The 24,609-nt window shown below is 63.0% G+C and carries 23 protein-coding genes and 1 tRNA gene; 10 read left to right on the forward strand and 14 right to left on the reverse strand.

The features are described 5' to 3' along the window. Positions 1 to 30: 30 nt before the first annotated feature. Positions 31 to 1,152: a DUF2336 domain-containing protein gene (locus tag AC0L15_RS22595; protein ID WP_473497119.1), complete on the reverse strand. Its 1,122-nt coding sequence runs from the start codon at positions 1,150 to 1,152 to the stop codon at positions 31 to 33. A 245-nt stretch (positions 1,153 to 1,397) separates the two neighbouring features. Here AC0L15_RS22595 and AC0L15_RS22600 point away from each other — a divergent pair, with 245 nt between their 5' ends. Continuing rightward, complete coding sequence (locus AC0L15_RS22600; RefSeq protein WP_353813084.1) at positions 1,398 to 1,874, forward strand: MaoC family dehydratase; 477 nt, start codon at positions 1,398 to 1,400, stop codon at positions 1,872 to 1,874. A gap of 3 nt (positions 1,875 to 1,877) precedes the next feature. Continuing rightward, complete coding sequence (locus tag AC0L15_RS22605; RefSeq protein ID WP_287247919.1) at positions 1,878 to 2,759, forward strand: HpcH/HpaI aldolase/citrate lyase family protein; 882 nt, start codon at positions 1,878 to 1,880, stop codon at positions 2,757 to 2,759. 14 nt (positions 2,760 to 2,773) lie between these two features. Here AC0L15_RS22605 and AC0L15_RS22610 read toward each other — a convergent pair whose 3' ends face one another. Both AC0L15_RS22610 and AC0L15_RS22615 read right to left on the reverse strand, forming a co-directional pair. Then, on the reverse strand, positions 2,774 to 3,382 hold the full coding sequence (locus AC0L15_RS22610; RefSeq protein ID WP_287213186.1) for a flavin reductase family protein: 609 nt from the start codon (positions 3,380 to 3,382) through the stop codon (positions 2,774 to 2,776). Then, a complete protein-coding gene (locus AC0L15_RS22615) occupies positions 3,383 to 3,967 on the reverse strand; it encodes a nitroreductase family protein (RefSeq protein ID WP_236392268.1) in 585 nt (194 codons plus the stop codon). Between the two features lie 157 nt (positions 3,968 to 4,124). Here AC0L15_RS22615 and AC0L15_RS22620 point away from each other — a divergent pair, with 157 nt between their 5' ends. Next, complete coding sequence (locus AC0L15_RS22620; RefSeq protein ID WP_027156267.1) at positions 4,125 to 5,090, forward strand: hypothetical protein; 966 nt, start codon at positions 4,125 to 4,127, stop codon at positions 5,088 to 5,090. Between the two features lie 48 nt (positions 5,091 to 5,138). Here the strand turns inward: AC0L15_RS22620 and AC0L15_RS22625 are convergent, their stop codons facing one another. From AC0L15_RS22625 to AC0L15_RS22645, 5 genes are all read right to left on the reverse strand, one after another. Continuing rightward, a complete protein-coding gene (locus AC0L15_RS22625; RefSeq protein ID WP_473497122.1) occupies positions 5,139 to 6,077 on the reverse strand; it encodes a lysophospholipid acyltransferase family protein in 939 nt (312 codons plus the stop codon). A 115-nt stretch (positions 6,078 to 6,192) separates the two neighbouring features. Further along, a complete protein-coding gene (thrS, locus tag AC0L15_RS22630; RefSeq protein ID WP_473497124.1) occupies positions 6,193 to 8,169 on the reverse strand; it encodes a threonine--tRNA ligase in 1,977 nt (658 codons plus the stop codon). Between the two features lie 164 nt (positions 8,170 to 8,333). Continuing rightward, positions 8,334 to 9,149, reverse strand: coding sequence for a class D beta-lactamase (gene blaOXA / locus AC0L15_RS22635; protein WP_287247923.1), 816 nt, complete (start codon positions 9,147 to 9,149; stop codon positions 8,334 to 8,336). A 124-nt stretch (positions 9,150 to 9,273) separates the two neighbouring features. After that, positions 9,274 to 9,645: a membrane protein insertion efficiency factor YidD gene (gene yidD, locus AC0L15_RS22640; RefSeq protein ID WP_287122820.1), complete on the reverse strand. Its 372-nt coding sequence runs from the start codon at positions 9,643 to 9,645 to the stop codon at positions 9,274 to 9,276. A 7-nt stretch (positions 9,646 to 9,652) separates the two neighbouring features. After that, entirely contained in the window at positions 9,653 to 10,099 is a 447-nt protein-coding gene (locus AC0L15_RS22645; RefSeq protein ID WP_473497126.1) for an iron-sulfur cluster assembly scaffold protein, read from the reverse strand. A gap of 240 nt (positions 10,100 to 10,339) precedes the next feature. Here AC0L15_RS22645 and folE point away from each other — a divergent pair, with 240 nt between their 5' ends. From folE to AC0L15_RS22660, 3 genes are all read left to right on the forward strand, one after another. Then, positions 10,340 to 10,975: a GTP cyclohydrolase I FolE gene (folE, locus tag AC0L15_RS22650; protein WP_473497128.1), complete on the forward strand. Its 636-nt coding sequence runs from the start codon at positions 10,340 to 10,342 to the stop codon at positions 10,973 to 10,975. 138 nt (positions 10,976 to 11,113) lie between these two features. Then, on the forward strand, positions 11,114 to 11,584 hold the full coding sequence (hisI, locus tag AC0L15_RS22655) for a phosphoribosyl-AMP cyclohydrolase (protein ID WP_473497130.1): 471 nt from the start codon (positions 11,114 to 11,116) through the stop codon (positions 11,582 to 11,584). 84 nt (positions 11,585 to 11,668) lie between these two features. Next, on the forward strand, positions 11,669 to 12,637 hold the full coding sequence (locus tag AC0L15_RS22660) for a patatin family protein (protein WP_473497132.1): 969 nt from the start codon (positions 11,669 to 11,671) through the stop codon (positions 12,635 to 12,637). Positions 12,638 to 12,682: 45 nt separating this feature from the next. Here AC0L15_RS22660 and recJ read toward each other — a convergent pair whose 3' ends face one another. The 5 genes from recJ to AC0L15_RS22685 form a co-directional block, all read right to left on the reverse strand. Then, complete coding sequence (gene recJ / locus AC0L15_RS22665) at positions 12,683 to 14,467, reverse strand: single-stranded-DNA-specific exonuclease RecJ (RefSeq protein WP_473497134.1); 1,785 nt, start codon at positions 14,465 to 14,467, stop codon at positions 12,683 to 12,685. Between the two features lie 61 nt (positions 14,468 to 14,528). Continuing rightward, positions 14,529 to 15,512, reverse strand: a complete 984-nt coding sequence (glpX, locus tag AC0L15_RS22670; protein WP_473497136.1) for a class II fructose-bisphosphatase — start codon at positions 15,510 to 15,512, stop codon at positions 14,529 to 14,531. A 142-nt stretch (positions 15,513 to 15,654) separates the two neighbouring features. After that, positions 15,655 to 16,968, reverse strand: coding sequence for a homoserine dehydrogenase (locus AC0L15_RS22675; RefSeq protein ID WP_473497138.1), 1,314 nt, complete (start codon positions 16,966 to 16,968; stop codon positions 15,655 to 15,657). A gap of 47 nt (positions 16,969 to 17,015) precedes the next feature. Beyond that, on the reverse strand, positions 17,016 to 18,233 hold the full coding sequence (locus tag AC0L15_RS22680) for an LL-diaminopimelate aminotransferase (protein WP_077383891.1): 1,218 nt from the start codon (positions 18,231 to 18,233) through the stop codon (positions 17,016 to 17,018). Positions 18,234 to 18,312: 79 nt separating this feature from the next. Continuing rightward, the gene (locus AC0L15_RS22685; RefSeq protein ID WP_473497140.1) at positions 18,313 to 18,630 is read right to left on the reverse strand and encodes a hypothetical protein; all 318 of its coding nucleotides are present in this window, start codon (positions 18,628 to 18,630) and stop codon (positions 18,313 to 18,315) included. Positions 18,631 to 18,802: 172 nt separating this feature from the next. Here AC0L15_RS22685 and phaC point away from each other — a divergent pair, with 172 nt between their 5' ends. The 3 genes from phaC to AC0L15_RS22700 all read left to right on the forward strand — a co-directional run bounded on the left by phaC (position 18,803) and on the right by AC0L15_RS22700 (position 22,375). Continuing rightward, a complete protein-coding gene (gene phaC, locus AC0L15_RS22690; protein ID WP_287062891.1) occupies positions 18,803 to 20,638 on the forward strand; it encodes a class I poly(R)-hydroxyalkanoic acid synthase in 1,836 nt (611 codons plus the stop codon). Between the two features lie 213 nt (positions 20,639 to 20,851). Beyond that, positions 20,852 to 22,111, forward strand: coding sequence for a YcbK family protein (locus tag AC0L15_RS22695; protein ID WP_473497142.1), 1,260 nt, complete (start codon positions 20,852 to 20,854; stop codon positions 22,109 to 22,111). A 189-nt stretch (positions 22,112 to 22,300) separates the two neighbouring features. Continuing rightward, a tRNA-Glu gene (locus AC0L15_RS22700) sits at positions 22,301 to 22,375 on the forward strand. An 86-nt stretch (positions 22,376 to 22,461) separates the two neighbouring features. On the opposite strand, the gene AC0L15_RS22705 is transcribed toward AC0L15_RS22700, so the two are convergent. Continuing rightward, positions 22,462 to 23,394, reverse strand: coding sequence for an alpha/beta hydrolase family protein (locus AC0L15_RS22705; RefSeq protein ID WP_287247936.1), 933 nt, complete (start codon positions 23,392 to 23,394; stop codon positions 22,462 to 22,464). A gap of 136 nt (positions 23,395 to 23,530) precedes the next feature. Here AC0L15_RS22705 and AC0L15_RS22710 point away from each other — a divergent pair, with 136 nt between their 5' ends. Next, positions 23,531 to 24,595, forward strand: coding sequence for a DUF2332 domain-containing protein (locus AC0L15_RS22710; protein ID WP_287247938.1), 1,065 nt, complete (start codon positions 23,531 to 23,533; stop codon positions 24,593 to 24,595). The last annotated feature ends 14 nt before the right edge of the window (positions 24,596 to 24,609 follow it).

Here is a 24,609-nt window from a genome sequence, read left to right on the forward strand (position 1 = left end):
GAGTTCCCGGATTTCCGTGAAGGATAAGGCCTAAGCCGCCGCAATCGCCAGCGCATGGCCGCGCGCGTTTTCGCGCAGCGCATCGAGGTGGATCGATTTGACCAATCCGGCGAGATCGCCTTCGGCGGACTGCCCGGCCAATTCCTTCAGCATCAGCCAGCTGACTTCCTGGACGCCGGCGAGGCGCTTGCCATTGGCGACCTCGCGCCAGATCTTCAGCGCGCGCAGGGTGATGGCGTGCGTGGCCGCGGCCAGGCCGGCGCTGCGGAACAGCGCCTGCAGCGCCACGTCGTGCCCGCCGGCCAGCAGCGCCCTCACCCGTTGTTCGGATTGCTGACTGAGCGCGACCAGCGCCGAGCCGAAGAAATCGACCTTGCCGTGCGCGATGGTGCGAATGAGGAAGCTTGCGGTCAGGTCGCCGCGCAGGCGCAGATGCTCGATGAGCGCCGCATGTTCGTCCTGGCGGGTGCCTTCGATCAGCGTCATGGAAGCCTTGACGCAGGCGTCGCGCATGACGCGCTCGGTTCTGGCACGGCCCATCAGCGCCAGCACCAGCGGCGAACCTTTTAGCGTTTCACCAAGTTTTATCAGCAGCATATGCCGGCAGTCGGCGGGCAGGCGCGCATCCGATATCAGCGCTTCGCGCACCGAAGGCAGATGGCCATGGCGTTCGGCGATACGGCGGAAGCTGAGCGAAGCGATGTCGGCGCCGCTGTTGGCGAGAAGCGTGGCGCAGGCTTCCGGCTCGCCGATCTCGGCGATCGCGGCGGCGACCGCCATGGAGACGCGCGGACGATCGGCGATCAGTTTCTGGATCGCCTTCTGGCCACCGGCAACCCGGTCGATCAGATCGGCATCGGTAAGCAGCGGCGAACGTGCCAGCACCAGGCTGGCGACTTCCGGCTGATCAGACGCCAGCGCGCTGATGATCTGCAGCGGCGCGTGATGGCTCATCGACAGCGCCTCTGCAATCGCCAGCCGCACTTTCGACGAGGCATCGTCGAGCAGCAGCGTCAGCGCCGCCTCCGCCGCGCAGCGATCCTCGAAAGGCAGCTCGGCATTGATGTAGGCGTGAGCCAATGCGCTTGCTGCCGCGGCGCGCTCAGAGACCCTTGCCGTATGAATCCATTTCAGGAAATGCGAAACAACCATGCCGTCCGCTATGCCCTAGCCCGAGTCCGTTCCCGCCCCAGTGAAGACCGTAGGCAGAAATGGTTTACGAACGGTTCACCATGTTTGTTAACTGGCCCATCTTTGTTAACTGGCCCCCTGTTTGTTAACTTTGCTTCCCAGCGCAGTATGCAGCGCCTGGCGACGTGCGCGGTTTCGGAAAGTACGCTAACACTTTGAATCTACGCATCGTGCTTTCCAAAACTCGATTCCGATTTTTCGGGGCGATGCGGCAGCGGAGGAGATCGACCATGACCGGGCTTTATCTGGAAGAGTTCGTCGTCGGCCATGTCTTCCGGCACACGCTGCGGAAAACCGTCACTGAAAGCGACAACATGCTGTTTTCGGTAATGACGCTGAACCCGCAGCCGCTGCACATCGATTTCGACTTCGCCGCCAAGAGCGAATGGGGCAAGCCGCTGGTCAATTCGCTGTTCACGCTGGGCCTGATGATCGGTATTTCGGTGAACGACATCACCGTCGGCACCACCGTCGCCAATCTCGGCATGAAGGAGACGGTGTTTCCGCATCCGGTCTTCCACGGCGACACCATCCGCGTCGAGACGACGGTGGTGTCGGTGCGCGACTCCAGGTCGAAGCCGGACCGCGGCATCGTCGAATTCGAGCACCGTGCCTACAATCAGAACGACGTGCTCGTCGCCAAATGCACGAGGCAGGCGATGATGATGAAGATGGCGGCCTGACCGGTGCGCTCGCTGCTGTTCGTTCCCGGCGATTCGGAAAAGAAGCTGAAAAAGGCGATTGGCGCCGGCGCCGACGTGGTCATCGTCGATCTCGAGGATTCGGTCGCGCCACAAAACAAAACCTTGGGCCGCGATATCGCCGCTCGCTTCATCGCCGGACACAGGCATCAGACCAGATCCGCGATCTATGTCCGCATCAACGATCTCTCGACCGACCTGACCGACGAGGATCTGGCGGCACTCGTGCCAGTGAAACCCGACGGCATCATGCTGCCGAAGTCCAACAGCGGACAGGATGTCCAGCAGCTCTCGGCCAAGCTCAGGGTGCACGAGGCCGAAAGCGGGCTGCCGGACGGTGCGATAAAAATCCTGCCGATCATGACCGAAACAGCTGCCGGCGTGCTGACGGCTGCGACCTACGCCAACGCAAGTGCGCGACTTGTCGGCGTGACCTGGGGTGCGGAAGATCTCTCGGCAGCAATCGGTGCGCGCACGGCCCGCGACGAGAATGGCCGCTACACCGATGTGTTCCGCTTCGCCCGCACCATGACCATCCTCGCCGCCGGTGCCGCGGAAGTCGCGGCGATCGACACGGTTTTCCCAGATTTTCGCGACATGACCGGCTTCGCGGCGGAATGCGCCGAGGCCGAGCGCGACGGCTTCACCGGCAAGATGGCGATCCATCCGGCGCAGGTGCCGGTCATCAACGCCGCCTTCACGCCGTCGACCGAGGCGGTGAAACACTCCCTGGCAATCGTCCAGGCATTCGAGGCGGCTGGAAATCCCGGCGTCGTCGGCATCGGCGGCAAGATGTACGACCGGCCGCATCTCAAGCTGGCCGAGCGGCTTCTGGCACGCGCCAGGGCGGCGGGGATTTCGGCCTGATCTTTTCCCCAGCCCTAACCTTTTCCCCAATGAGGCCGGCGCATCGAGAATATCTCGCTGACGCTGGCATAATCCATGTAGCCGAGACGGCCGACATTGCCCGCCCTGACGATATCGAAGATGCCGTCTTTCAGGAATGCATCGTCGATATGCACACCGACGACTTCGCCGGCGACGACGATGGCGCCGGTCGGTGTCCCGTCCAGCGCCTTTGGACGCATGATCTCCGTCACCCGGCATTCAAGCGCCGCGGGCGCCGCCGCCACGCGGGGTGGCGCAACCAGCCGCGACGGCGCCATGGCGAGATCGGCATAGTCGAATTCGGTGACGCCGCGCGGCGCATCGACCGCGGTGCGGACCATTTTTTCAGCGAGATCGCGGCTGACGAGATTGGCGACGAACTCGCCGGTTTCTTCGGCGAAGGTGGCGCTGTCCTTCTCGCCTTCGGATGAAAACCAGACGATGAAGGGCCGCGTCGAAAACGCATTGAAGAAGGAATAGGGGGCGAGGTTGACCTCGCCGGCCCTGTTCACCGTCGAGATCCAGCCGATCGGCCGTGGCGCCACGATCGCCTTGGACGGGTCATGCGGCAGCCCATGTCCCTTTGCCGGCTCGTAGAACATTCAGCCCACCCATGGCCCTGCATAATCGGCATAGAGCTTTGCCGGGTCCGGCCGCGGCCGCTCCGGCGCCGGCCCTTGATAGGTGCCGATATGGATGAAGCCGACCACCCGCTCATGCGGCGCCAGCCCCAGGATCGCCCTGCCCTCCGGCACGTCGGAATACCAGTTGCTGATCATGTTGGTGCCATAGCCCAGCGCATTGGCTGATAGCATCAGGTTCATCGCCGCCATGCCGCCGGACAGGAACATCTCCCATTGCGGGATTTTTGGGTTTTCCTTCGGGCTCGACACCACGCCGATCACCAGCGGCGCGCGCGAAAACCGCGCCAGTTCCTGGTTGTAGCGGCCTTCCGGCAACGGCCCTTCGCGCTGCGCCGCAAGTGCCGCCAGCTTCTTGCCGATCTCGACGCGCGCCTCGCCCCGGTAGAGGATGAAGCGCCACGGCTCGAGCCGGCCGTGGTCCGGCACCCGCGAGGCGGCGGCAATCATCGTCGCGATGTCAGCGTCGCAGGGCGCCGGTTCCTTCAACTCCGGGATCGGCGCGGAATTTCGGGTCAGCAGAAAGTCGATGATCGGCGACGCCATGGGCGCAAGTCTCCTTGGAATTTGAGCTGAAGCGCACCATCGGGACATTGGGCGGCTCGGGCATTGGCGCGGCGCGCCGCACAAAGAGCCCTCTAGCAGGATCTGATCGGACTCTTAAGCCTTGAAATTGCCACCGCCTTGGGCTTCAAGGCAAGCCATGTTTGAGGGGACATTGCGACTTTTCCCGATCTGGCTCGCTGCCGCACTGTTGATGGTGCCGGTTTCGCTTGCCGTCGCGCAGGATGCGGACGGCCTCGGTGATCTGAAACTTCCCGGAATGTCGAACTATGCGCCTCCGAAAAGCGATGCACCGCTGGCAGCGGGGAGCAGCGGGGCGATCACGCTGTCGGCGCAATTGACCGACAAGGGCGCCGACATCACGCGCGGCATCGTCTGGCGCGTCTTCAGGCCTGACCCCACCGGCGACGGCAAGCTGCCGATGGTCGCTTCCGCCCATGGCGGCAGCGCGGTGTTCCAGCTCGAGCCCGGCAGCTATCTGGTCCACGCCTCTTACGGCCGGGCCGGCGCCACAAAGCGCATCACCGTCGGCAAGGACGCCAAGCGCGAAAGCCTCGTGCTCGATGCCGGTGGACTCAAGCTCGACGCCGTGCTGTCGGGCGGGGTGCGCATACCGCCGAAGAAACTGCGCTTTTCGATCTATGAAGGCCAGGCCGAAGCCAATCACGATCGCGCCCTGATCATACCCGACGTCGAGCCGAACAGCGTCGTGCGGCTGAACGCGGGCGTCTATCATGTCGTCTCGACCTATGGCTCGGTGAATGCGGTCATCCGCTCCGACATCCGCGTCGAGGCCGGCAAGCTGACCGAAGCGGCCGTCGAGCATCGTGCGGCGGAGATGACCATGAAGCTGGTGCGCGAGCCGGGCGGAGAGGCGATCGCCGACACCTCCTGGTCGTTGCTCAACGAATCCGGCGATCCTATCCAGGAAACCGTCGGCGCCTTTGCTTCGATGGTGCTTGCCGAGGGCGACTACACAATCATCGCCAAGAACCGCGACCGCATCTACCAGAAAGATTTTACGGTCGTGGCCGGGCAGAACCAGGAAATCCAGGTTTTGGCCACGGAGGCCTCGGCGATCGATCCTCAGGAAGGCGCGGACTAGACGTCCGAACCCTGTGCGGGAACCGGTCCAGCAGCGTATGATTGCCGATCAAGCCGCGTTACGCATGCGTTGCGGCAGAAACTGGCCGCGGCCGCGCGGATCGGCCGGAGCCAGATCGAAGACAGCCCGGTAAAGCCGCTCGAGCAAGGCCTTGCGGTCGCCCACCTGCTCCAGTTCGTCCCATCCCAGCACGTCGCCGACGCGCACGTCGATCGATTTGCCGGACAGCCGACCGAATTCGTGGATGAGCAGCGAAGTACGCAGCGTCAGCGAAGCCCTGCCGACGAACTTCGCGACGCGCCCGTCACGCTCGGCCAGGTTCATGGGTCCGCTGACCAGGTGGAACAGCCGCCCGTTCTGGCCGGAAAAGTGCATTGGGACAACCGACGCCTTGGCATCCCTAACGAGACGGGCCGGAAACATCTTCCACGGCAGGTCGCGCGCCCGGCCAAAACCTTTCGGCGCGGTGGCGACGCCGCCCGCGGGGAAGACGACGATGATGACGCCGTCTTTCAGCAGCCGCACCGCCTCATGGCGCACCGCCATGTTGTTCCTGAGCGCGTCCTTGGTCTCGGAAAAGTCGATCGGCAGCGAATAGGGCTCCATCTCGCGGATCTTGAGCAGATCCTTGTGGATCATGACACGGAACGGGCGCTGAAGCTGCTCGGCCAGCGACAGCACCGCAATGCCGTCGCCGATGCCGAACGGGTGGTTGGCGACGATCACCAGCGGCGTGTCACGCAATTTTTCCGGCGGCCATTGGCCGGTGGTCCGCACCCTGACATCGATCAGCTCCAGCATGCGGCTGAACACGCGCTCGCCGCTCGGCACCACATGGCGGCGCCAAAAATCATAGAGCGCCGCGAAGCGGTCGCGGCCGGACAGGCCTTCGATGGAGTGGATGAACCAGCGCGTCAATGCCGGCTGATGCGGGCTGGCGTAGGAAAGCTCCGGAAACGGTCTTTCGCGCATCTTCAGCTTGAGCATGTTGCTCGTTACAAGGCCGGCGTGACAAGCGTGTGAAATGGCGGGCATGTGAATGGCGTGCATGTGAATGGCGGTGGATCGCTCCACCGCCATTTCATCGACAATCCGGCCGAACTCAGGCCGCTCGTCTGCGCTTGCGGTCCGGCGTCACCGCCTCTTCGGCAAGCATTGCCACTGCCTGGCCAAGGCCAAGCGACTCCTGGTCGCGCGAGCCGAGCCGGCGGATGTTGACCGTCTCTTCCTCCGCCTCGCGCTTGCCGCAGACGAGGATGACCGGAACCTTGGCCAGTGAGTGCTCGCGGACCTTGTAGTTGATCTTCTCGTTGCGAAGATCGGCTTCCGCCAGCAGTCCGGCCGCCTTCAGCTGCGCGACGACCTTTTGCGCGTAATCGTCGGCATCGGAGGTGATCGTTGCCACCACCACTTGCAGCGGCGCGAACCACAGCGGGAAATGGCCGGAATAGTTCTCGATCAGGATGCCGAGGAAGCGCTCCATCGAGCCGCAGATGGCGCGATGCACCATCACCGGCTGCTTTTTTTCAGAATCCGAGCCGATGTAGAAGGCGCCGAACCGTTCCGGCAGGTTGAAATCGACCTGCGTGGTCCCGCATTGCCAATCGCGGCCGATGGCGTCCTTCAGCACATATTCGAATTTTGGCCCGTAGAACGTGCCCTCGCCCGGATTGACGCCGGTCTTGATCCGGTTGCCCGACCGCGCTGCGATCTTGTCGAGCACGTCCTGCAGCACGCCCTCGGCATGATCCCACATCGCGTCGGTGCCGACCCGTTTTTCGGGGCGGGTCGCCAGCTTGACAGTGATTTCGTCGAAGCCGAAATCGGCATAGGTCGACAGGATCAGGTCGTTGATCTTGATGCACTCGTCGGCAAGCTGCTCCTCGGTGCAGAAGATGTGGGCATCGTCCTGGGTAAAGCCGCGCACGCGCATCAGCCCATGCAGCGCGCCGGACGGCTCATAGCGATGCACATTGCCGAATTCCGCAAGTTTTACCGGCAGATCGCGGTAGGACTTCAGCCCGTGCTTGAAGATCTGGACGTGGCCGGGGCAGTTCATCGGCTTCAGTGCGAACATCCGGTCGTCGTCGGTGTCGTCGCCGGCAACCGTCACCTTGAACATATTGTCCCGGTACCAGCCCCAGTGACCTGACGTCTCCCACAGGCTCTTGTCGAGCACCTGCGGCGCATTGACTTCCTGATAGCCCTGCTCGTCGAGGCGGCGGCGCATGTAGTTGACCAGGTTCTGGAACAGTCTCCAGCCCTTGGCATGCCAAAAGACGACGCCCGGCCCCTCCTCCTGGAAATGGAACAGGTCCATCTCGCGGCCAAGCTTCCTGTGGTCGCGCTTTTCGGCTTCCTCCAGCATGGTCTGATAGGCATCGAGCTGCGCCTGATCGGCCCAGGCCGTGCCATAGATACGGGTCAGCATCGGGTTGTTCGAATCGCCGCGCCAATAGGCGCCGGCCACCTTCATCAGCTTGAAGGCGCTGCCGATCTGTCCGGTCGAGACCATATGCGGGCCGCGGCAGAGGTCGAACCAATCGCCTTGCGCATAGATCTTGAGGTCCTGATCTTCGGGAATGGCGTCGATCAGTTCCAGCTTGTAGCGCTCGCCCTTGTCGGCAAAGATCTTTTTCGCCTTCTCGCGCGACCACACCTCTTTGGTGAACGGCTTGTTGCGCGCGATGATCTCGCGCATCTTCTTCTCGATCACCGGGAAATCATCGGGCGTGAACGGCTCGTTGCGGGCAAAATCATAGTAGAATCCGTTCTCGATCACCGGGCCGATGGTCACCTGCGTACCCGGCCACAATTCCTGCACGGCTTCGGCCAGCACGTGCGCTGCGTCGTGGCGGATGAGATCCAGTGCGCGCGGGTCTTCGCGGGTGATGATCTCAACCTTGCCAGATTTGCCGAGCGGGTCGGAAAGATCGCGCACCACGCCATCGATCGAGTAGGCGACCGCCTTCCTGGCCAACGACTTCGAGATCGATTCCGCCAGGCCGGCGCCGGTCATCGCCCCTTCGTAGTCGCGGACGGAGCCATCGGGAAATGTCAGGGAAACGGAATTCAGCATAAAATTCTCCTATCCAGTCCCGCAAACGAGCGCGGGTGGTGAAATGCATGTCGCCCAAAAGTGTGCAGCGGTTTTTGGCCGACGACATGCATAAAGTAAAAGCCGGATGCGTCCGGCGGCAGTCTTTTATGGGCAGTTTTCGGCGTCGTAAAGCCGGATACGGGTCACCTGACGAGATTCGGCAGCTCTTTCAGGAATATCGTCCGCGTCTGAGGACCCTTCGGCGTATCGGAACGTTTCGTATCGATTACCAGGAGGGCAAAGACGATGCTGCGCGCATCCTTGTTCGCCCAGCCGACAAACCAGCCGAGCGAGCGCTTGTCGGCGCTTTCGCCAAGCCTGGTGGTCCCGGTCTTGCCCTGCACCGTCCAGTCACCTGACCGGAAGGTCGGCAAGATCGCCCTGGTCATCGCGTGGGCTTTGGCCGAAACCGGCAGTTCGCCGGCAAGCAGCCGGCGCATGAAACTCACCTGTTCGACCGGCGATATCTCAAGCGAAGAATTCACCCAGGACCGGGTCAGGCCATCATTCCTGCCGGCAATGCCGGCAACATCGGTATTGCCGTAGTCGAATTTCGAGACGTAGCCGGCAAACCGCTCGTTGCCGAGCCGGCGGGTGATTTCCTGCGAAAACCACAACACCGAGTCCTTTTCCCAGATCGTCGGGTCGACGGTTTTCCGGTCCCGCTTCACCGCCTTGAACTCGGGCTTGTAGTCCCAGGCCGGCGTGTGCTCGTCGCTCAGGATTCCCGAATCATAGCCGATCAGGGCCAATGGGACCTTGAAAGTCGAGGCGGGACTGAAGCGCTGGTCGCAGACCCCGTCCCGATACAGCGTCTCACCGCTTGCAGCATCCAGGATCAGCGTGCATTCGACCTCCTCCAGCGGCGCCGATTGAGCGCGGATTGGAAAACCCAAAAACCAAGCCAGAAGGTAGATAACCACTGCGAAAACGAATGGACGGCGGTCTATCTGGCGCATTGGCAATCTCTCCTGATGGCTATCAGGAGCGGCTTAACGAGGCGTCTTGTCTCGATTTTGTCTTAAATACGCAACGTGCGGTTAACCCTAGCAAATCGTAAAGATCCTGCTCTATATGCAGAGCTTACGCCCCACCGGCATCGGTTTCCGGATCCTTTTTTCCGATCCGCCAGTACCGCCAGGGCGTGAACCAGACATAGCGCTCGGCCAGCACCTCCGGCACCCGGTCGATGCCATGCGTTCCGCCCGGCCCGCAGCGCAGCACGCGGAAAAAACCCATCCAGCCGCCGGCCCATAGCCCATGGCGGGCAATCGCTTCGTGCGCGTATTCGGAGCAGGTCGGCAGATGCCGGCAGGAATTGCCGACAAAGCCGGACAGCGTCAGCTGGTAGAAACGCACGAGCGAGGTGCCGAAAATTCGGCCGGGCGTCTTGCGCCAGGGACCTGGCCAGTTGCGTGTGTATCGCGGCCTCTGATGCGTGTGATCCGTGGCCATTTGACGGCTACGCTGCCTGTTCGGCGCGCTTCTTCTCGATCTGCCCGATCGCGTCGACCACCGCATCGAAGGTCAGCATGGTCGAGGCATGGCGCGCCTTGTAGTCGCGCACCGGCTCGAGATATCTGAGGTCGGCGAAGCGGCCTTGCGGCGGCGCGCCGTTTTCCTTCAGCATCTTCAGCATGGTCTCGCGAACGCTGCGCAATTCATCCGCGCTGGCCCCGATGACATGCTGCGCCATGATCGAGGACGACGCCTGGCCAAGCGCGCAGGCTTTGACGTCATGGGCGAAATCGGTGACGATGCCGTCATCCATCTTCAGATCGACGGTCACCGTCGAGCCGCACAGCTTGGAATGCGCGCGCGCGGTTGCTTCGGGATGGTCGAGCCGGCCGATCCGCGCGATATTCCCGGCAAACCCCAGAATTTTCGCATTGTAGACGTCGTCGATCATATTTTTCCAATCCGTCGCCGCCAAGCGAACAGCGATTGCCGCTGACGGTCTTCCTTTCGCTCGCAACGATCATATATAATGCTGGTACTCGGGTATGGACAAGGCAACCAACGACCGCGTCCCTGCTCAAATCACTTCACGCCGCTTACGGGCTGGAAACAGGGCACGTTTCTAACACCCGAAAGGTCGTGGTCCGTTCAACTCGTTCCTCCCGAGAGGGGAACTACGGGAGACGCCTTTATGGATGCCGTCATCAAGAAATTCATGCCCTCGTCCGCCTATATGGAAAAGCCGGTCACCGACCGGCCGACCGAAGCCGAAGCCGAGGCCGCGGTGCGCACGCTGTTGCGCTGGACCGGCGACAATCCGGACCGGGAGGGCCTTGTCGATACGCCAAAGCGTGTGGTGAAGGCCTATCGTGAAATGTTCGGCGGCTACGACAAGTGCCCGGCCGAGGAACTCGGCCGCACCTTCGAGGAAGTCGCCGGCTATGACGACCTTGTCCTCGTCAAGGATATAACGTTCCATTCGCATTGCGAGCACCACATGGTGCCGATCATCGGCAAGGCGCATGTCGGCTATCTGCCGGATGGCAAGGTTGTCGGCCTGTCGAAGATCGCCCGGGTCGTCGATATCTTCGCCCAGCGCCTGCAGACCCAGGAAGCGATGACCGCACAGATCGCCGGCGTCATCCAGGACGTGCTCAATCCGCTCGGCGTCGCCGTCATGCTCGAAGCCGAGCATATGTGCATGGCCATGCGCGGCATCCGCAAGGAAGGCTCGACGACGCTGACCTCGACCTTCACCGGCGTCTTCAAGGACACGCCCGAGGAACAGGTCCGTTTCGTCACCATGGTGCGCGGCGGCAGGGGCTGAACGAGCCGCGCCGGCCGCCAGCCATGATCGCGAGAATTGAGAACCAATTCTCGGATCAGATCATGGCCAAACAACAAGACAGAGCCTCGCCCATGCCGATCCTGTCGGACTGGGCGAGGCTCTGAACAAGGACCGGCTATGTCGGCAGTGGAATTTCCGAAAGCACCATCAGACAAGAAAGCACTGGAAGAAAGCACGGTCTTTTCGCCGCGCTTCGATGCCGGCGGCCTGGTCACCGTCGTCGTCACCGATGCCGAAGACGGCATGCTGCTGATGGTCGCGCATATGAACGCCGAGGCGCTGGCGCTGACGCTGGAAACCGGCATCGCCCACTACTGGTCGCGCTCGCGCAGCGCTCTGTGGAAGAAGGGCGAAACGTCCGGGAATATCCAGAAAATCGTCGAGATGCTCACGGATTGTGACCAGGACGCAATATGGTTGCGCGTCAAAGTGATGGGCCACGACGCAACCTGCCACACCGGCCGGCGTTCCTGCTTTTATCGGACGGTGGGACTGATCGACGGCAAGGGGACGCTTGCCAACGATGGCAGCAAGCCGCTGTTCGATACGCAAGAAACGTATCGAAAGCCTTATGAACCATCTATTTGAACCATTCGCCGAACTGCAATCACGTATATTCATGATTTCGATACGGCCTGCCGATAATTTAGCCGCGGGACAAGGGAGATTGTGATGCTCGAATGGGCGTCATTGCATAACAGACCAGACGTTCGGGAGGCCAATGGCCTGTCATCGTCCGCCGGTGCATCCGAAAAGAGCCCCGCCAGGAAAACAGGCATTTCGCTGGCGCTGGGCGGCGGCTGCGCGCGTGGCTGGGCCCATATCGGCGTGCTGCGCGCGCTCGACGAAGCCGGCATCGAAGTGTCGATGATCGCCGGCACCTCGATCGGCGCGCTGGTCGGCGGCTGCTATCTTGCCGGCAAGCTGGACGAGCTGGAAGAATTCGCCAGAAGCCTGACCAAGCGGCGCATTTTTGGTCTTCTCGATCTCAACCTGCGCGGCAGCGGCCTGTTCGGCGGCATGAAGCTCGATGCACGGCTACGCGAGCACATGGCCGGCGTCCGTTTCGAGGATCTGCCAAAACCTTTCGTCTGCGTCACCACGGAGATCCGCACCGGCCATGAAATCTGGCTGTCGGGCGGCTCGCTGATCACCGCCATGCGCGCCTCCTACGCCCTGCCCGGCGTATTCGAACCGGTCAGTTGCAACGGGCGCGTGCTGGTCGACGGCGCGCTGGTCAATCCGGTCCCGGTCTCGGTCTGCCGCGCCTACGAGCAGCCGCTCGTGGTCGCGGTGAACCTTCACTACGATCTGTTCGGCCGCGCCGCCGTCATCAAGCACAGCGCCGGCGAACTGGTCGTCCAGAAGGACGCGCCAAGGCCCGGCCTGATCGACACAGGGCACCAGTACCAGACACGGCTCGGCATCACCGGCGTTATGGTCGAAGCCTTCAACATCATCCAGGATCGCATTTCGCGGGCGCGACTTGCCGGCGACCCGCCTGATATGTCGCTGCAGCCAAAACTCAGCCATATCGGCCTGACCGAATTCCACCGCGCCGACGAGGCGATCCGCATCGGCTATCAGGTGACGATGGCGCAGATCGACGAGTTGACCCGCCTGCAGGCGGTTCTGGCCTGAAGCGCGACCCGGACTGAAGGTCCGCGCAGAAAACGGAAGCTATCCTCAGGCGCGCGCGGCATCGACGATGCGGAACTGCACCGTGCGGTTGCCGTTCCAGTGATTGCCCGACAGCGAACCGGCGACATGCACCGGCCTGCCCCTGTTCTTGAACAGGAATTCGCCGAGCGCCGTGTCGACGGCGCGAAACGCGATCGCCTGGATGCGGCCGCCACTTTCCGACTGCAACTCGGCACGGATGTGATTGGTGCCGACCGGCCTCGCATCGGCAAGGCGATGGCGCGGCAGCGCGAAGACCGGTGCGACATGCCCGGCGCCGAACGGGCCGGCTTTCTCCAGCGCATCGAGCAGGCCAAGCGTGGCGCCTTCGGCGGCCAGCGCGCCGTCGATCGCCAGGCTTTCCTCGCCTTGCAGCCGGAACACCTCGGCCGCCGCTCGTTCCTCGAAGAAGGCCCTGAGCGCGCCAAGTTTCGCCCGCTCCACCGTGATGCCGGCCGCCATGCCATGGCCGCCGCCCTTGACGATCAGCCCGGCAATGGCCGCCTCGCGCACCAGCCGGCCAAGATCGAAGCCCGACACCGAACGGCCGGACCCGGTGCCGACACCATTGGCGTTGAAGGCGATGGCGAAAGCCGGCCGGCGCGCATGGTCCTTGAGCCGCGAGGCCAGCAGGCCGACGATGCCCGGATGCCAGTTGGAGCTGGCGGTGACGACGATGGCCGGGCCATTGCCGCCGGCAAGCTCGGCATCGGCCTCGACGCGCGCCGCGGCCAGCATTTCCAGTTCCATCTGCTGCCGCTCCTGATTGAGCCGGTCCAGCGTCTCGGCGATGGTGCGGGCCTCGACGGGATCGTCGGTGGCGAGCAGGCGGCTGCCGAGTGCTGCGTCGCCGATGCGCCCACCGGCGTTGATGCGCGGGCCGATCAGATAGGCCAGATGAAAGGTGCTGACCGGCTCGCCGATGCGCGAGACCCGCGCCAACGCCGCCAATCCTTCGTTCCTCTGCTGACGTGCGATCTGCAGTCCCTTGACCACGAAGGCGCGGTTGACGCCGGTCAGCGGCACCACGTCGCAAACGGTGGCCAGGGCAACGAGGTCGAGCAAGCCGAGCAGGTCCGGCGGTGCGGCATCGGGCAACCGGCCGCGCAGGATTCCCGCCGTCTGCACCAGCGCCAGGAAGACGACGCCGGCGGCACAAAGATGGCCCTGCCCCGAAAGGTCGTCCTCGCGATTGGGATTGACGACCGCAACCGCTGCCGGCAACGGACCGCCGAGCTGATGATGGTCGAGCACCACGACATCGGCGCCGGCAGCGTTCGCCGCGTCGATGGAGACGGCGCTGTTGGTGCCGCAGTCGACGGTGACGATCAGCGTCGCGCCGCGCGAGACGAGTTCGCGCATCGCTTCCGGATTGGGGCCGTACCCTTCGAAGATACGGTCCGGTATGTAGATCTCCGCAGGCACCGAGAAATGCGTGAGGAACCGCTTGAGCAGCGCCGACGAGGCCCCGCCATCGACATCGTAGTCGCCGAAGATCGCCACCTTTTCCCTGGCAACGACTGCCCCGGCGATGCGGGCGGCGGCCTTTTCCATGTCGGTCAGCGACGCCGGGTCCGGCAAAAGGTCGCGGATGGTCGGATCAAGGAACCGCTCGGTCTGCTCGGCGGCAACACCGCGCCCGGCAAGCACGCGCGCAACGATGTCCGGCACGCCATAGCCTTGCGCTATGGCAAGCGCGGTCATGTCCTGCCGCTCGGTCAACCGGTGCTCCCAGGAAACACCTGATGCCGACTGCCTGACATCGAGGAAGATACGGTTTTCGCCCGTCATGCGACGCGCCGTCTGCGGATTGTCATTTCTCACAATATGCGACGGCCAGCCGAGTCGGGAATCAAAACTTTTCCAGATCCTGGTGCCTGGCCTTGATCTCGCGCACGGTGCGCGACGACGAGCGCAGCACGATCGTATGCGTGGTGATAAAATTGCGGCCGAACTTGACGCCGGCCAGCATGTTGCCGTCGGTCACGCCGGTTGCCGCGAACAGCACGTCGCCGCGCGCCATGTCTTGCGCGCGGTACACCCGCTTCGGATCGAGGATGCCCATCTTCGCCGCGCGCGCCAGCTTTTGCGGCGTGTCGAGGATCAGCCTTCCCTGCATCTGGCCGCCGGTGCAACGCAACGCTGCCGCCGCCAGCACACCTTCCGGCGCGCCGCCGGTGCCGAGATAGATGTCGATGCCGGTTTCGTCCGGATCGGTGGTATGGATGACGCCGGCGACGTCACCATCGCCGATCAGCCGGATCGCAGCGCCCGTGGCGCGCACCGCCTCGATCAGCGCGCCATGGCGCGGCCGGTCGAGGATGCAGGCGGTGATCTCCGACACCGCCACGCCCTTGGCCCTGGCCAGGCTGGCGATGTTTTCGGCCGGCGCGGCATCGATGTCGATAACGCCATCCGCATAACCCGGGCCAATGGCGATCTTGTCCATATAGACGTCGGGCGCGAACAGAAGGCTGCCCTTTTCCGCAATGGCGATGACCGCCAGCGCATTGGGCAGGTTCTTGGCGCAGATCGTCGTGCCTTCGAGCGGATCGAGAGCGATGTCGACCGCCGGGCCTTTGCCGGAACCGACCTGTTCGCCGATATAGAGCATCGGCGCCTCGTCGCGCTCGCCCTCGCCGATCACCACCGTGCCGTTGATGGCGAGGCGGTTGAGCTCTTCGCGCATCGCATCGACCGCGACCTGGTCGGCGGCCTTTTCGTCGCCGCGTCCGCGCAATCTGGCTGCCGCAACGGCGGCGCGTTCGGTGACACGCACCAGTTCCATGGTGAGTATCCGGTCAAGGCCGGCGACGATGTTCTGGGCAACGTTCATCGGTGGACAATCCTCGTTGGCGCATTGCCTCCCGCCAGAGGCGCGCCGGTTGTGTCAAAGCTCCATGACAACAGCAAGACCTCAGCGGGTCTTTTTTGAAAACACAACGATATCAATCGATTGAAGGAGAAAAGAGATACGCCTATTCCGCCCGCTCGATGCGGATGACCTGCGGCTTGTCGGTCAGATGATCGTCCCTGGTGATGCCGTCGACAGCCCTGCGGACCGCCGCTTCCGTCGTCTCGTGGGTGACGAGGATCACTGTCTTCTGCAAGGCGGTATCCGGCCCGGCGGCGTGCTGCACGATCGATTCCAGCGAAATGTCGTTGTCGGCCATGCGCTTGGCGATGGCGGCAAAGACGCCGATGCGGTCATGCACGGTCAGCCGGATGAAATAGCCGCCCGCATGGCTGCGCATCTGCGCCTTCTTGTACGGCCGCAATTCCTTCGCCGGCAGGCCGAAGACCGGACCGTGCTGGAAGCCGGGCCGGCTCTTGGCGATGTCGGCAATGTCGCCGACCACCGCCGATGCGGTGGCGTTGCCGCCGGCACCGGGACCGGAGAGCAAAAGCTCGCCAAGGATATCGGTTTCGATGGCCACCGCATTGGTGACGCCGTGCACCTGCGCGATGACCGAGGCCGTCGGCACCATGGTCGGGTGCACGCGCTGTTCGATCCCGCTTTCCGTGCGCTGGGCGACGCCGAGCAGCTTTATCCGGTAGCCGAGATCACCGGCCGCGCGGATGTCGGCCTGGCTGATGTTGGAAATGCCTTCCATGTAGATGTCGTTGGCGGCAATCCTCGTGCCGAAGGCAAGGCTGGTCAGGATCGACAGTTTGTGCGCGGTATCGTGGCCCTCGATGTCGAAGGTCGGGTCGGCCTCGGCATAGCCCAGCCGCTGCGCATCTTTCAGGCAGTCGTCGAACGACAGGCCCTCGGCTTCCATGCGGGTCAGAATGTAGTTGCAGGTGCCGTTGAGGATGCCGAAGACGCGGGTCACCGAATTGCCGGCCATCGCCTCGCGCATCGTCTTGATGACCGGAATGCCGCCCGCCACCGCCGCCTCGTAATTAAGCAGAACGCCCTTCCTCTCGGCGATCTCGGCCAGCGCAACGCCATGCTTGGCGAGCAGCGCCTTGTTGGCGGTGACGACGTGGCGGCCGGCTTCAAGCGCCGCTTTCACCGATGAATGCGGCGGCCCTTCGTCGCCGCCGATCAGTTCGACGAAGACATCGATCTCGGCGGTCTGCGCCATTCTTACCGGATCGTCGAACCACTTGGCCGCGCCGAGATCGACGCCGCGGTCGCGTTTGGGATCGCGGGCCGAAACGGCCGTCACGACGACCTCGCGGCCGCATTGCCGAGTCAGTTCCGCCGCCTTGTCGCGCAGAACGCGCGCCACCGACGCGCCGACAGTGCCGAGACCGGCGATTCCAACACGCAACGCTTCAGCCATGTCCGGCGACGCCCTTCAAGAATTTGGTCGATGTGGTATCAGGCAACTCAACGATGCGCGGCGAGCGGCACCACATTGTTGGGCTGTTTGGCGCTGGACGCCAGGAAGCGCTTGATGTTGCGCGCCGCCTGCCGGATCCGGTGCTCGTTCTCGACCAGCGCGATGCGTACATGATCGTCGCCATGCTCGCCGAAGCCGACGCCCGGCGCCACCGCCACGTCGGCGTGCTCGATCAGAAGCTTGGAGAATTCGAGCGAGCCGAGATGCTTGAACGGCTCCGGGATCGGCGCCCAGGCGAACATCGACGCCGCCGGCGCCGGGACGACCCAGCCGGCGCGGCTGAAGGCGTCGACCATGACGTCGCGACGCTTGTGGTAGATGTCGCGCACTTCCGCGATATCGGCGCCGTCGCCGTTGAGCGCGTGCGCGGCAGCCACCTGGATCGGCGTGAAGGCGCCGTAGTCGAGATAGGATTTCACCCGCGTCAGCGCCGAGATCAGCCGCTCGTTGCCGACGGCAAAACCCATGCGCCAGCCGGGCATCGAAAAGGTCTTCGACATCGAGGTGAACTCGACCGCCACGTCGATCGCGCCCGGCACCTGCAGCACCGAGGGCGGCGGATTGCCGTCGAAATAGATTTCCGAATAGGCAAGGTCAGACAGGATGATGATGTCGTTCTTCTTGGCGAAGGCCACCACCTCCTTGTAGAAATCGAGCGAGGCGACCTGCGCCGTCGGGTTCGACGGATAATTGAGGATCAACGCCAGCGGCTTCGGGATCGAATGGCGGATGCCGCGCTCCAGCGCCGGAATGAAACCGTCGTCCGGTTCCACCTGCAACGAGCGGATGACGCCGCCAGACATGATGAAGCCGAAAGCGTGGATCGGATAGGTCGGGTTTGGGCACAGGATCACGTCGCCGGGCGCGGTGATCGCCTGCGCCATATTGGCGAAGCCCTCCTTCGAGCCCAGCGTCGCCACCACTTGCGTGTCCGGGTCGAGTTTCACGCCGAAACGGCGGGCATAGTAATTGGCCTGGGCGCGGCGCAGGCCCGGAATGCCGCGCGACGATGAATAGCGGTGCGTGCGCGGGTCGCGCACGACCTCGCACAATTTGTCGACGATAGCCTTGGGCGTCGGCAGGTCCGGATTGCCCATGCCAAGGTCGATGATGTCGGCGCCGCGCGATCGGGCACTGGCCTTCAGCCGGTTGACCTGCTCGAAGACGTAGGGCGGAAGCCGGCGGACCTTGTGAAATTCTTCCATGTCGTTTCCAGTGGTGGGTTCAATTCCAGACGGTCAAAGTGGTTTTGGCAAAGGTGGTTGTCGGTCGCGCGATATAATCCTATTTGCAGGTAGGGTCGAGGGCGGCATCGCATTTGGCTTCGATCTGCTTCAGCGCATCGGCGCCGTGCTGCTTCGCCAATGTGTTCAGCGCCGCCGGGTTCGCGACCTTGACCGCGCCGCCCTTTGAGGCCTGCGCCTGTGCCTCCGCCTTCAACTGGGCGAGCTTGGCGTTCTTTTCCGCCTCGGTGAATTGCTCCGCCGCCGCCTGCGGCGGGATATTCAGGTTCGGATAGGCGCCGGTGTTCTTCGGCCCGTCGGTAGCCGCGACAGGCGTGGCGCCCTCGATGTTGGTGCTCGAACAGCCGGCGATCGCCAAAAAGACGACCGCCGCGCCTGTGCGGCAAAAACGACCAGTGCCAGAAAAAACAGTTTTGCCAGTATCAGTCGTCATATTGTTTCCCGGGCAGCCAAGATAGAGCGCGTTGGACCCTGTTGGATGTGCCATGATACTATGTCAAGAAAACGCTTCGGGAGGAACCCCGCGAACCATGTCCAAAACACCCGATTCGGGCAAAGCGGAAGCTGACCGGCCTTCGACCGTCGAGCAATATCTGGTCAAGGATCCGGAGCGCTTCGCCTTGAACATGGCGCGCATGATCGAGCAGGCCGGCAAGGCGGCTTCCGCATGGGCCGAGCCGCGCGAGAAAGGCGACGTGCGCGATCATGTCGCCGAGCCGGTCGTCGACATGGTGAAAACCTTCTCCAAGCTCAGCGAATACTGGCTTTCCGATCCGCAGCGCGCGCTGGAGGCGCAAACGCGGCTGTTCTCCGGCTACATGACCGTCTGGGCCAACTCCATCCAGCGCCTCAGCGACGGCGGCGAAGACGCCGAAGGCGCGTTCAAGCCCGAGCCCGGCGACAAGCGTTTCCAGGACCCGGAATGGGGCCGCAACGCTTTCTTCGATTTCCTCAAACAGGCCTATCTCGTCACCTCGCGCTGGGCGAACGACCTGGTCGAGCACGCCGATGGCCTGGACGAGCACACCCGCCACAAGGCCGGTTTCTACGTCAAGCAGGTGTCCAACGCCATCTCGCCGTCGAATTTCATCCTGACCAACCCGGAACTGTTTCGCGAGACCATCGCTTCGAATGGCGAAAACCTGGTGCGCGGCATGAAGATGCTGGCCGAGGACATCGCCGCCGGCAAGGGCGACCTGAAACTGAGGCAGGCCGACTATTCGTCCTTCGAGATCGGCAAGAACCTGGCCACGACACCCGGCAAGGTGGTGGGCCGCAGCGACGTCGCCGAGATCCTGCAATATGATCCGGCGACCGAGACCGTGCTCAAGCGGCCGCTGCTGATCTGCCCACCATGGATCAACAAATTCTACATTCTCGATCTCAACCCGCAAAAATCCTTCATCCGCTGGGCCGTCGAGCAGGGCCACACCGTCTTCGTCATCTCCTGGATCAACCCGGACGAGCGGCACGGCACCAAGAGTTGGGAGGCCTATATCAGGGAGGGCCTGCAATACGGCCTGGACACGATCGAAAAGGCCACCGGTGAACAGGACGTCAACGCCGTCGGCTATTGCGTCGGCGGCACGCTTCTGGCGGCCGCCCTGGCGCTTTTGGCGCAGGAAGGCGACCACCGCATCAAATCGGCCACCTTCTTCACCACGCAGGTCGATTTCACCCATGCCGGCGACCTGAAAGTGTTCGTCGACGAGGAGCAGGTCGCGGCCGTCGAAAAGGCGATGAACGAGAAAGGCTATCTCGACGGCACCAAGATGGCGACCGCCTTCAACATGCTGCGCTCGGGCGACCTGATCTGGCCCTATGTCGTCAACAACTACATGCGCGGCAAGGATCCCCTGCCCTTCGACCTGCTCTACTGGAACGCCGATTCGACCCGCATGGCCGCAGCCAACCATTCCTTCTACCTGCGCAATTGCTATCTCGAGAACAGACTTTCGCAAGGCGAGATGGAACTGGCGGGCCGCGTCGTATCGCTGAAGGATGTCACCATCCCGGTCTACAACCTCGCCTCCAAGGAAGACCATATCGCGCCGGCGCTTTCGGTGTTCCTCGGATCGAAATATTTCGGCGGCGAGGTCGACTACGTCCTGGCCGGCTCCGGCCACATCGCCGGCGTCGTCAATCCGCCGGCGGCGCAGAAATATCACTTCTGGACCGGCGGCAAGCCAACCGGCGACTTCAACGAGTGGCTCGCCAAGGCCACCAACCATCCCGGCTCCTGGTGGTCGCACTGGCAACGCTGGGTCGAAGCCAGGGACGACACCCGCGTGCCGGCCCGCAAACCCGGCAAGCACATGAAAACCCTGGGCGATGCGCCAGGCACCTATGTCAAGGTGCGAGTGTAACCTTCTGTAATGTGTGGTGAGTTGACGCGCCGGTAAAAGAGGGCGAAATGGGTTCGTCAACCCTTAAGCACTCCCGATTCTTCTCTAGCCGTCGAAATACTCTGGGGCTTGCGGATTTGACACAGGTCTCGTTTCCGTTCGGGAACAAGGGTTCATTGCGGCGAGACGTTTCGGTGCCGCCAATGAAGTACCGACCGGACATCGAGGGGGAATTTGGTTTTGAAATCAGCAGGATCGCGCCTCGCGAAGGGAGAAAGCCGCGCCATTGCGGCCGCGCTTTTCTCCGTGCTCCTGGCGTCCTGCACCTCGGCCGGCGACCCGTCCCTGTCCGTCGGCATGCCCGGCTACAATGCCTCGGCTACGGACACAGCCTCCGGCAGCCAACAGGTCACCACTGATTCATCGTCGCAGATGACGACTTCACAAATGACGATGACCGCCAAGGGCGACGCAAGCCTTCCCGAGCAGGTCGCTCATGTGCCAGCGGCCAAGCCAGGGGCGCAGGCCCTCCAGGGAGGCACCAAATCGGATGCCGGCTTCCCCGTCCCGGCTAAAGCGGGCGCAGAGACGGCTGCGGGCCAGACGCCGCAGCCACAGGCGGCGCAGACGGTTGAACAGGCCGACGCTGCTGCGCAGAAGACTGAAACCGCCGATGCCGGCACAGCCGCGCCGAAGTCCGCCGCGCCGGCGATGAACAACCCGGTCTATGTGACCGCCGCAGAGCCGCAGGCCTATGCGCCGAAGAAGAAGGGGTTTTTCGCCTCTTTGTTCAGCGCCACGCCGGCCTCGGCAGCACCTGCCCCCCAGGCCAGCAACAGGTCGGGCGAGCAGCCGCCGGCGGCGCAGCCCAGGGCCGCACAGCCCAAGGCGGCTCAGCCTAAGGCGGAGGCAAAACCGGCCATCACCCTGGCCTCGGCCAAATCGGCTGAAAAGCCGGTGCAACTGGCTTCGCTCGGCGATACCAGCCGTTTCACCGATGACGCGCTGCCTGGCGTGCGCAAGACCGCACTTTTCGAGATCAAGCGCAAATCCGGCCTCGACGACGACAGCGACGTCGATCTGAACGAGGATGAAGGCGGCTCCTATCAGGTCGCATACGCTCCCGGACTTGCCCGGCTGGCGCCCAACGGTCTTTTGAAGCAGACCGAGAATGTCGACGTTGCCTGCCTGAAACCTTCGCTGGTCCGCGTGCTGAAGACGATCGAGGGCCACTACGGCAAGAAGATGATCGTTACCTCCGGCTATCGTGATCCGGCCCGCAACCGCCGCGCCAACGGCGCCAAGAATTCGCTGCACATGTATTGCGCCGCCGCCGACATCCAGGTTCCAGGCGTCTCGAAAGCGCAACTGGCAAGCTACATCCGCAGCATGCCAGGGCGCGGCGGCGTCGGCACCTACTGCCATACCGAATCCGTCCACATCGATGTCGGTCCCGAGCGCGATTGGAACTGGCGCTGCCGTCGGCGGCGGTAACGGCTGGTTCTCCCTCTCGTCCATGCAACGCCCGCCGTGTGCCGTCTCAGGACGGCATACGGTGCCGCGTCGAACCAGGGAAATCGCCGAAAATGCGCGGTTTTGCGGTCACCGAAAAAAGTTGTCGCAGGTAGCGGCAGACGGGTTGCCGGTTTGGTGCAACGCAACTATAAGCGCTCACATCTGAGCGCGCCCATCGTCTAGCGGTCAGGACACCGCCCTTTCACGGCGGTAACAGGGGTTCGATTCCCCTTGGGCGTACCAGATAAAAGTCAAGCTGGCTGCTCCCCCCATCCTGCCACGTCGGATCCAGGTCAAATAACTGTCAGTGAACACTGGCGGACTTCCCGCTATTTCCATTCAAACCTGTCGGTCGGCTCAAGGCTGGATTGAAACGTTTGGCGAATCGCCGCCAGAGCCGCCGTCTTCCCATTCAGGTAGGCATCGAAAAACGACACTGCTCCGTCTTGTACAACGCGCGTGTAGCGGGTCTCTTCCTCGGGGCCGTGGGCGTGTGGTCCGTGCTTCAGGCCGGAAAACGCATTGTGGCCAGCACCGTCGAGAACGAGCAGATATTGATGAGGGATGGTCAGCGCTTCGTAAGGAAGGGTCCGCTGTATCGGATCGAATTCCTTGTTGCCGGCCACCGCATTGCCATCTTTTGTCCCCGTGATGTGAAACAGCGGGATACTGATATCGCGGTAAAGGGCGGCCAAGTCGCCGCCCTGGATGGGTATGTTCGGGCTCATGACCAAGCCAGCGCGAATTCCTGGCTCCTTGAACGACCACTGCCCGCCCGGACCCATTCTCTGCCCTGCTGCAACCATCGTCGAGACGCCTCCATAAGAGTGTCCGGCCATGCCGATGCGTGTCAAATCCAGGCGGCCGGCGAGCCGCCCCTCGCCGTTCATGCGCGCAAGCTCGCGCAGGGCAAAGGGCACGTCCTGAAATCGCGCGCGCGCAGCATTGGCGTCCCACATGGCTTCACGAAGCAATCGGTAGACTTCCGCAAGGGAGTTTGCCTGTTGCCAGATCGAACTGTCCGTCCCGATATGCTGCAGGTGCACCGCCACGTAGCCGCTTTGCGCCAGGCGCCGCCCGAGGTAAGGCATCGCCTCGCGCGATCCGCCAATGCCATGCGACACAAGGATCACCGGGGAAGCGCCAGAGAGGGGAGCGGGGGCATAAAGCCGGTAGGGCACCGAACGGCTGCGCGATTCGTCGCGAAAGGCGCCATCAATGACAGTATATCCCGAAGGTGTATCATCCACGGTTTCGTTCATCCGCCAGTCTCTCAGGAATGTATGCTCGAAAACCTCTATGGTTCGCCCGGTTCCTTGACCCGCTGGGCCGAAAGCATTAAGGCAACTACAGGTGGAATCCACATCCAAGACATCTATTGCCCGCTAGGTACGTGCTATGGTGGTGTTTGAAACAAGCGCTCACTATTACCGCTTCTTTGCCAACGAGTCTCGTCGTGGCGGCTCTCCCCTCTATGAAAAGCTGTCGCTTGGGATTGCGGACAATGTCGCGCTGCAGCGCCTGGCGGCGGGGCGCAGGAAGGGTCAGCCGGCGGCGAACCTTGTCTTCGGCGCGGTACAGTATCTCCTGCTCGGCGGCGTCGACCATCCTCTCAAGGATTATTATCCGAGTCTGGGCGGAACGCGGCCGGCCGACGATCGCGCATTCGAACTTTTCGCCGCTTTTTGCGGTGCCCACGAAGCCGAACTCGTCGACATCATCGCGAAGCGCGCCACCAACACCAACGAGGCTGGCCGCAGCGCGCTGCTGCTGCCCGCATTCGATCTGGTTGCGCGCGAAGCCGCCGCTCCCCTTGGCCTGGTCGAGATCGGATCCAGCGCCGGCCTGAACCTGAACTTCGACAGCTATGGATATCGGTATACGGACGAGCAAGGCGCTCCGAAGCTGGAGCGGTGGACCGATGCGGATTTTGTCCTTTCCTGCATCCTTGAAGGGCCTGGCGTGCCTGTATTGGGGATGTTCCCGCCCCCCGTTTCATCGAGGATCGGCCTCGAACTTTATCCGACCGATGTTCGGGATGAAAATGAACGTCGGTGGCTCAAGGCGCTTGTCTGGCCCGAGCGCATTGACCGGCTTACAAAACTGGATGGCGCCTTGAAGGTCGCCGCCGCGCATCCGCCCCGGATCAGAGGCGGCGACGCCGTGTTGAACCTGGCCTCTGCGCTGGCGGAGATTCCGCCTTATCAAGCCCGGTGCGTGTATCACACGATAATGGGCTATCAGCTTTCCGGCGATCAACACCGACGCATAAACGATATCCTGTTGGAGGCGAGCAAGACGGCGCCGGTCTGGCGCGTCACCGTGGAAGGCGAGGTCGCACACCCCAACCCCACTGAGACGTTCAATCCTCTCAAGGTCAGCAGATACTTCAATGGCGAGCGCAGGGTCAAAACGCTCGCGGTCTGCGATCCGCATGGGCTATCGATGGAGTGGAAAGGTTAGCAGGTCGACGGTTT

The organism is Mesorhizobium sp. WSM4846 (assembly GCF_055811415.1).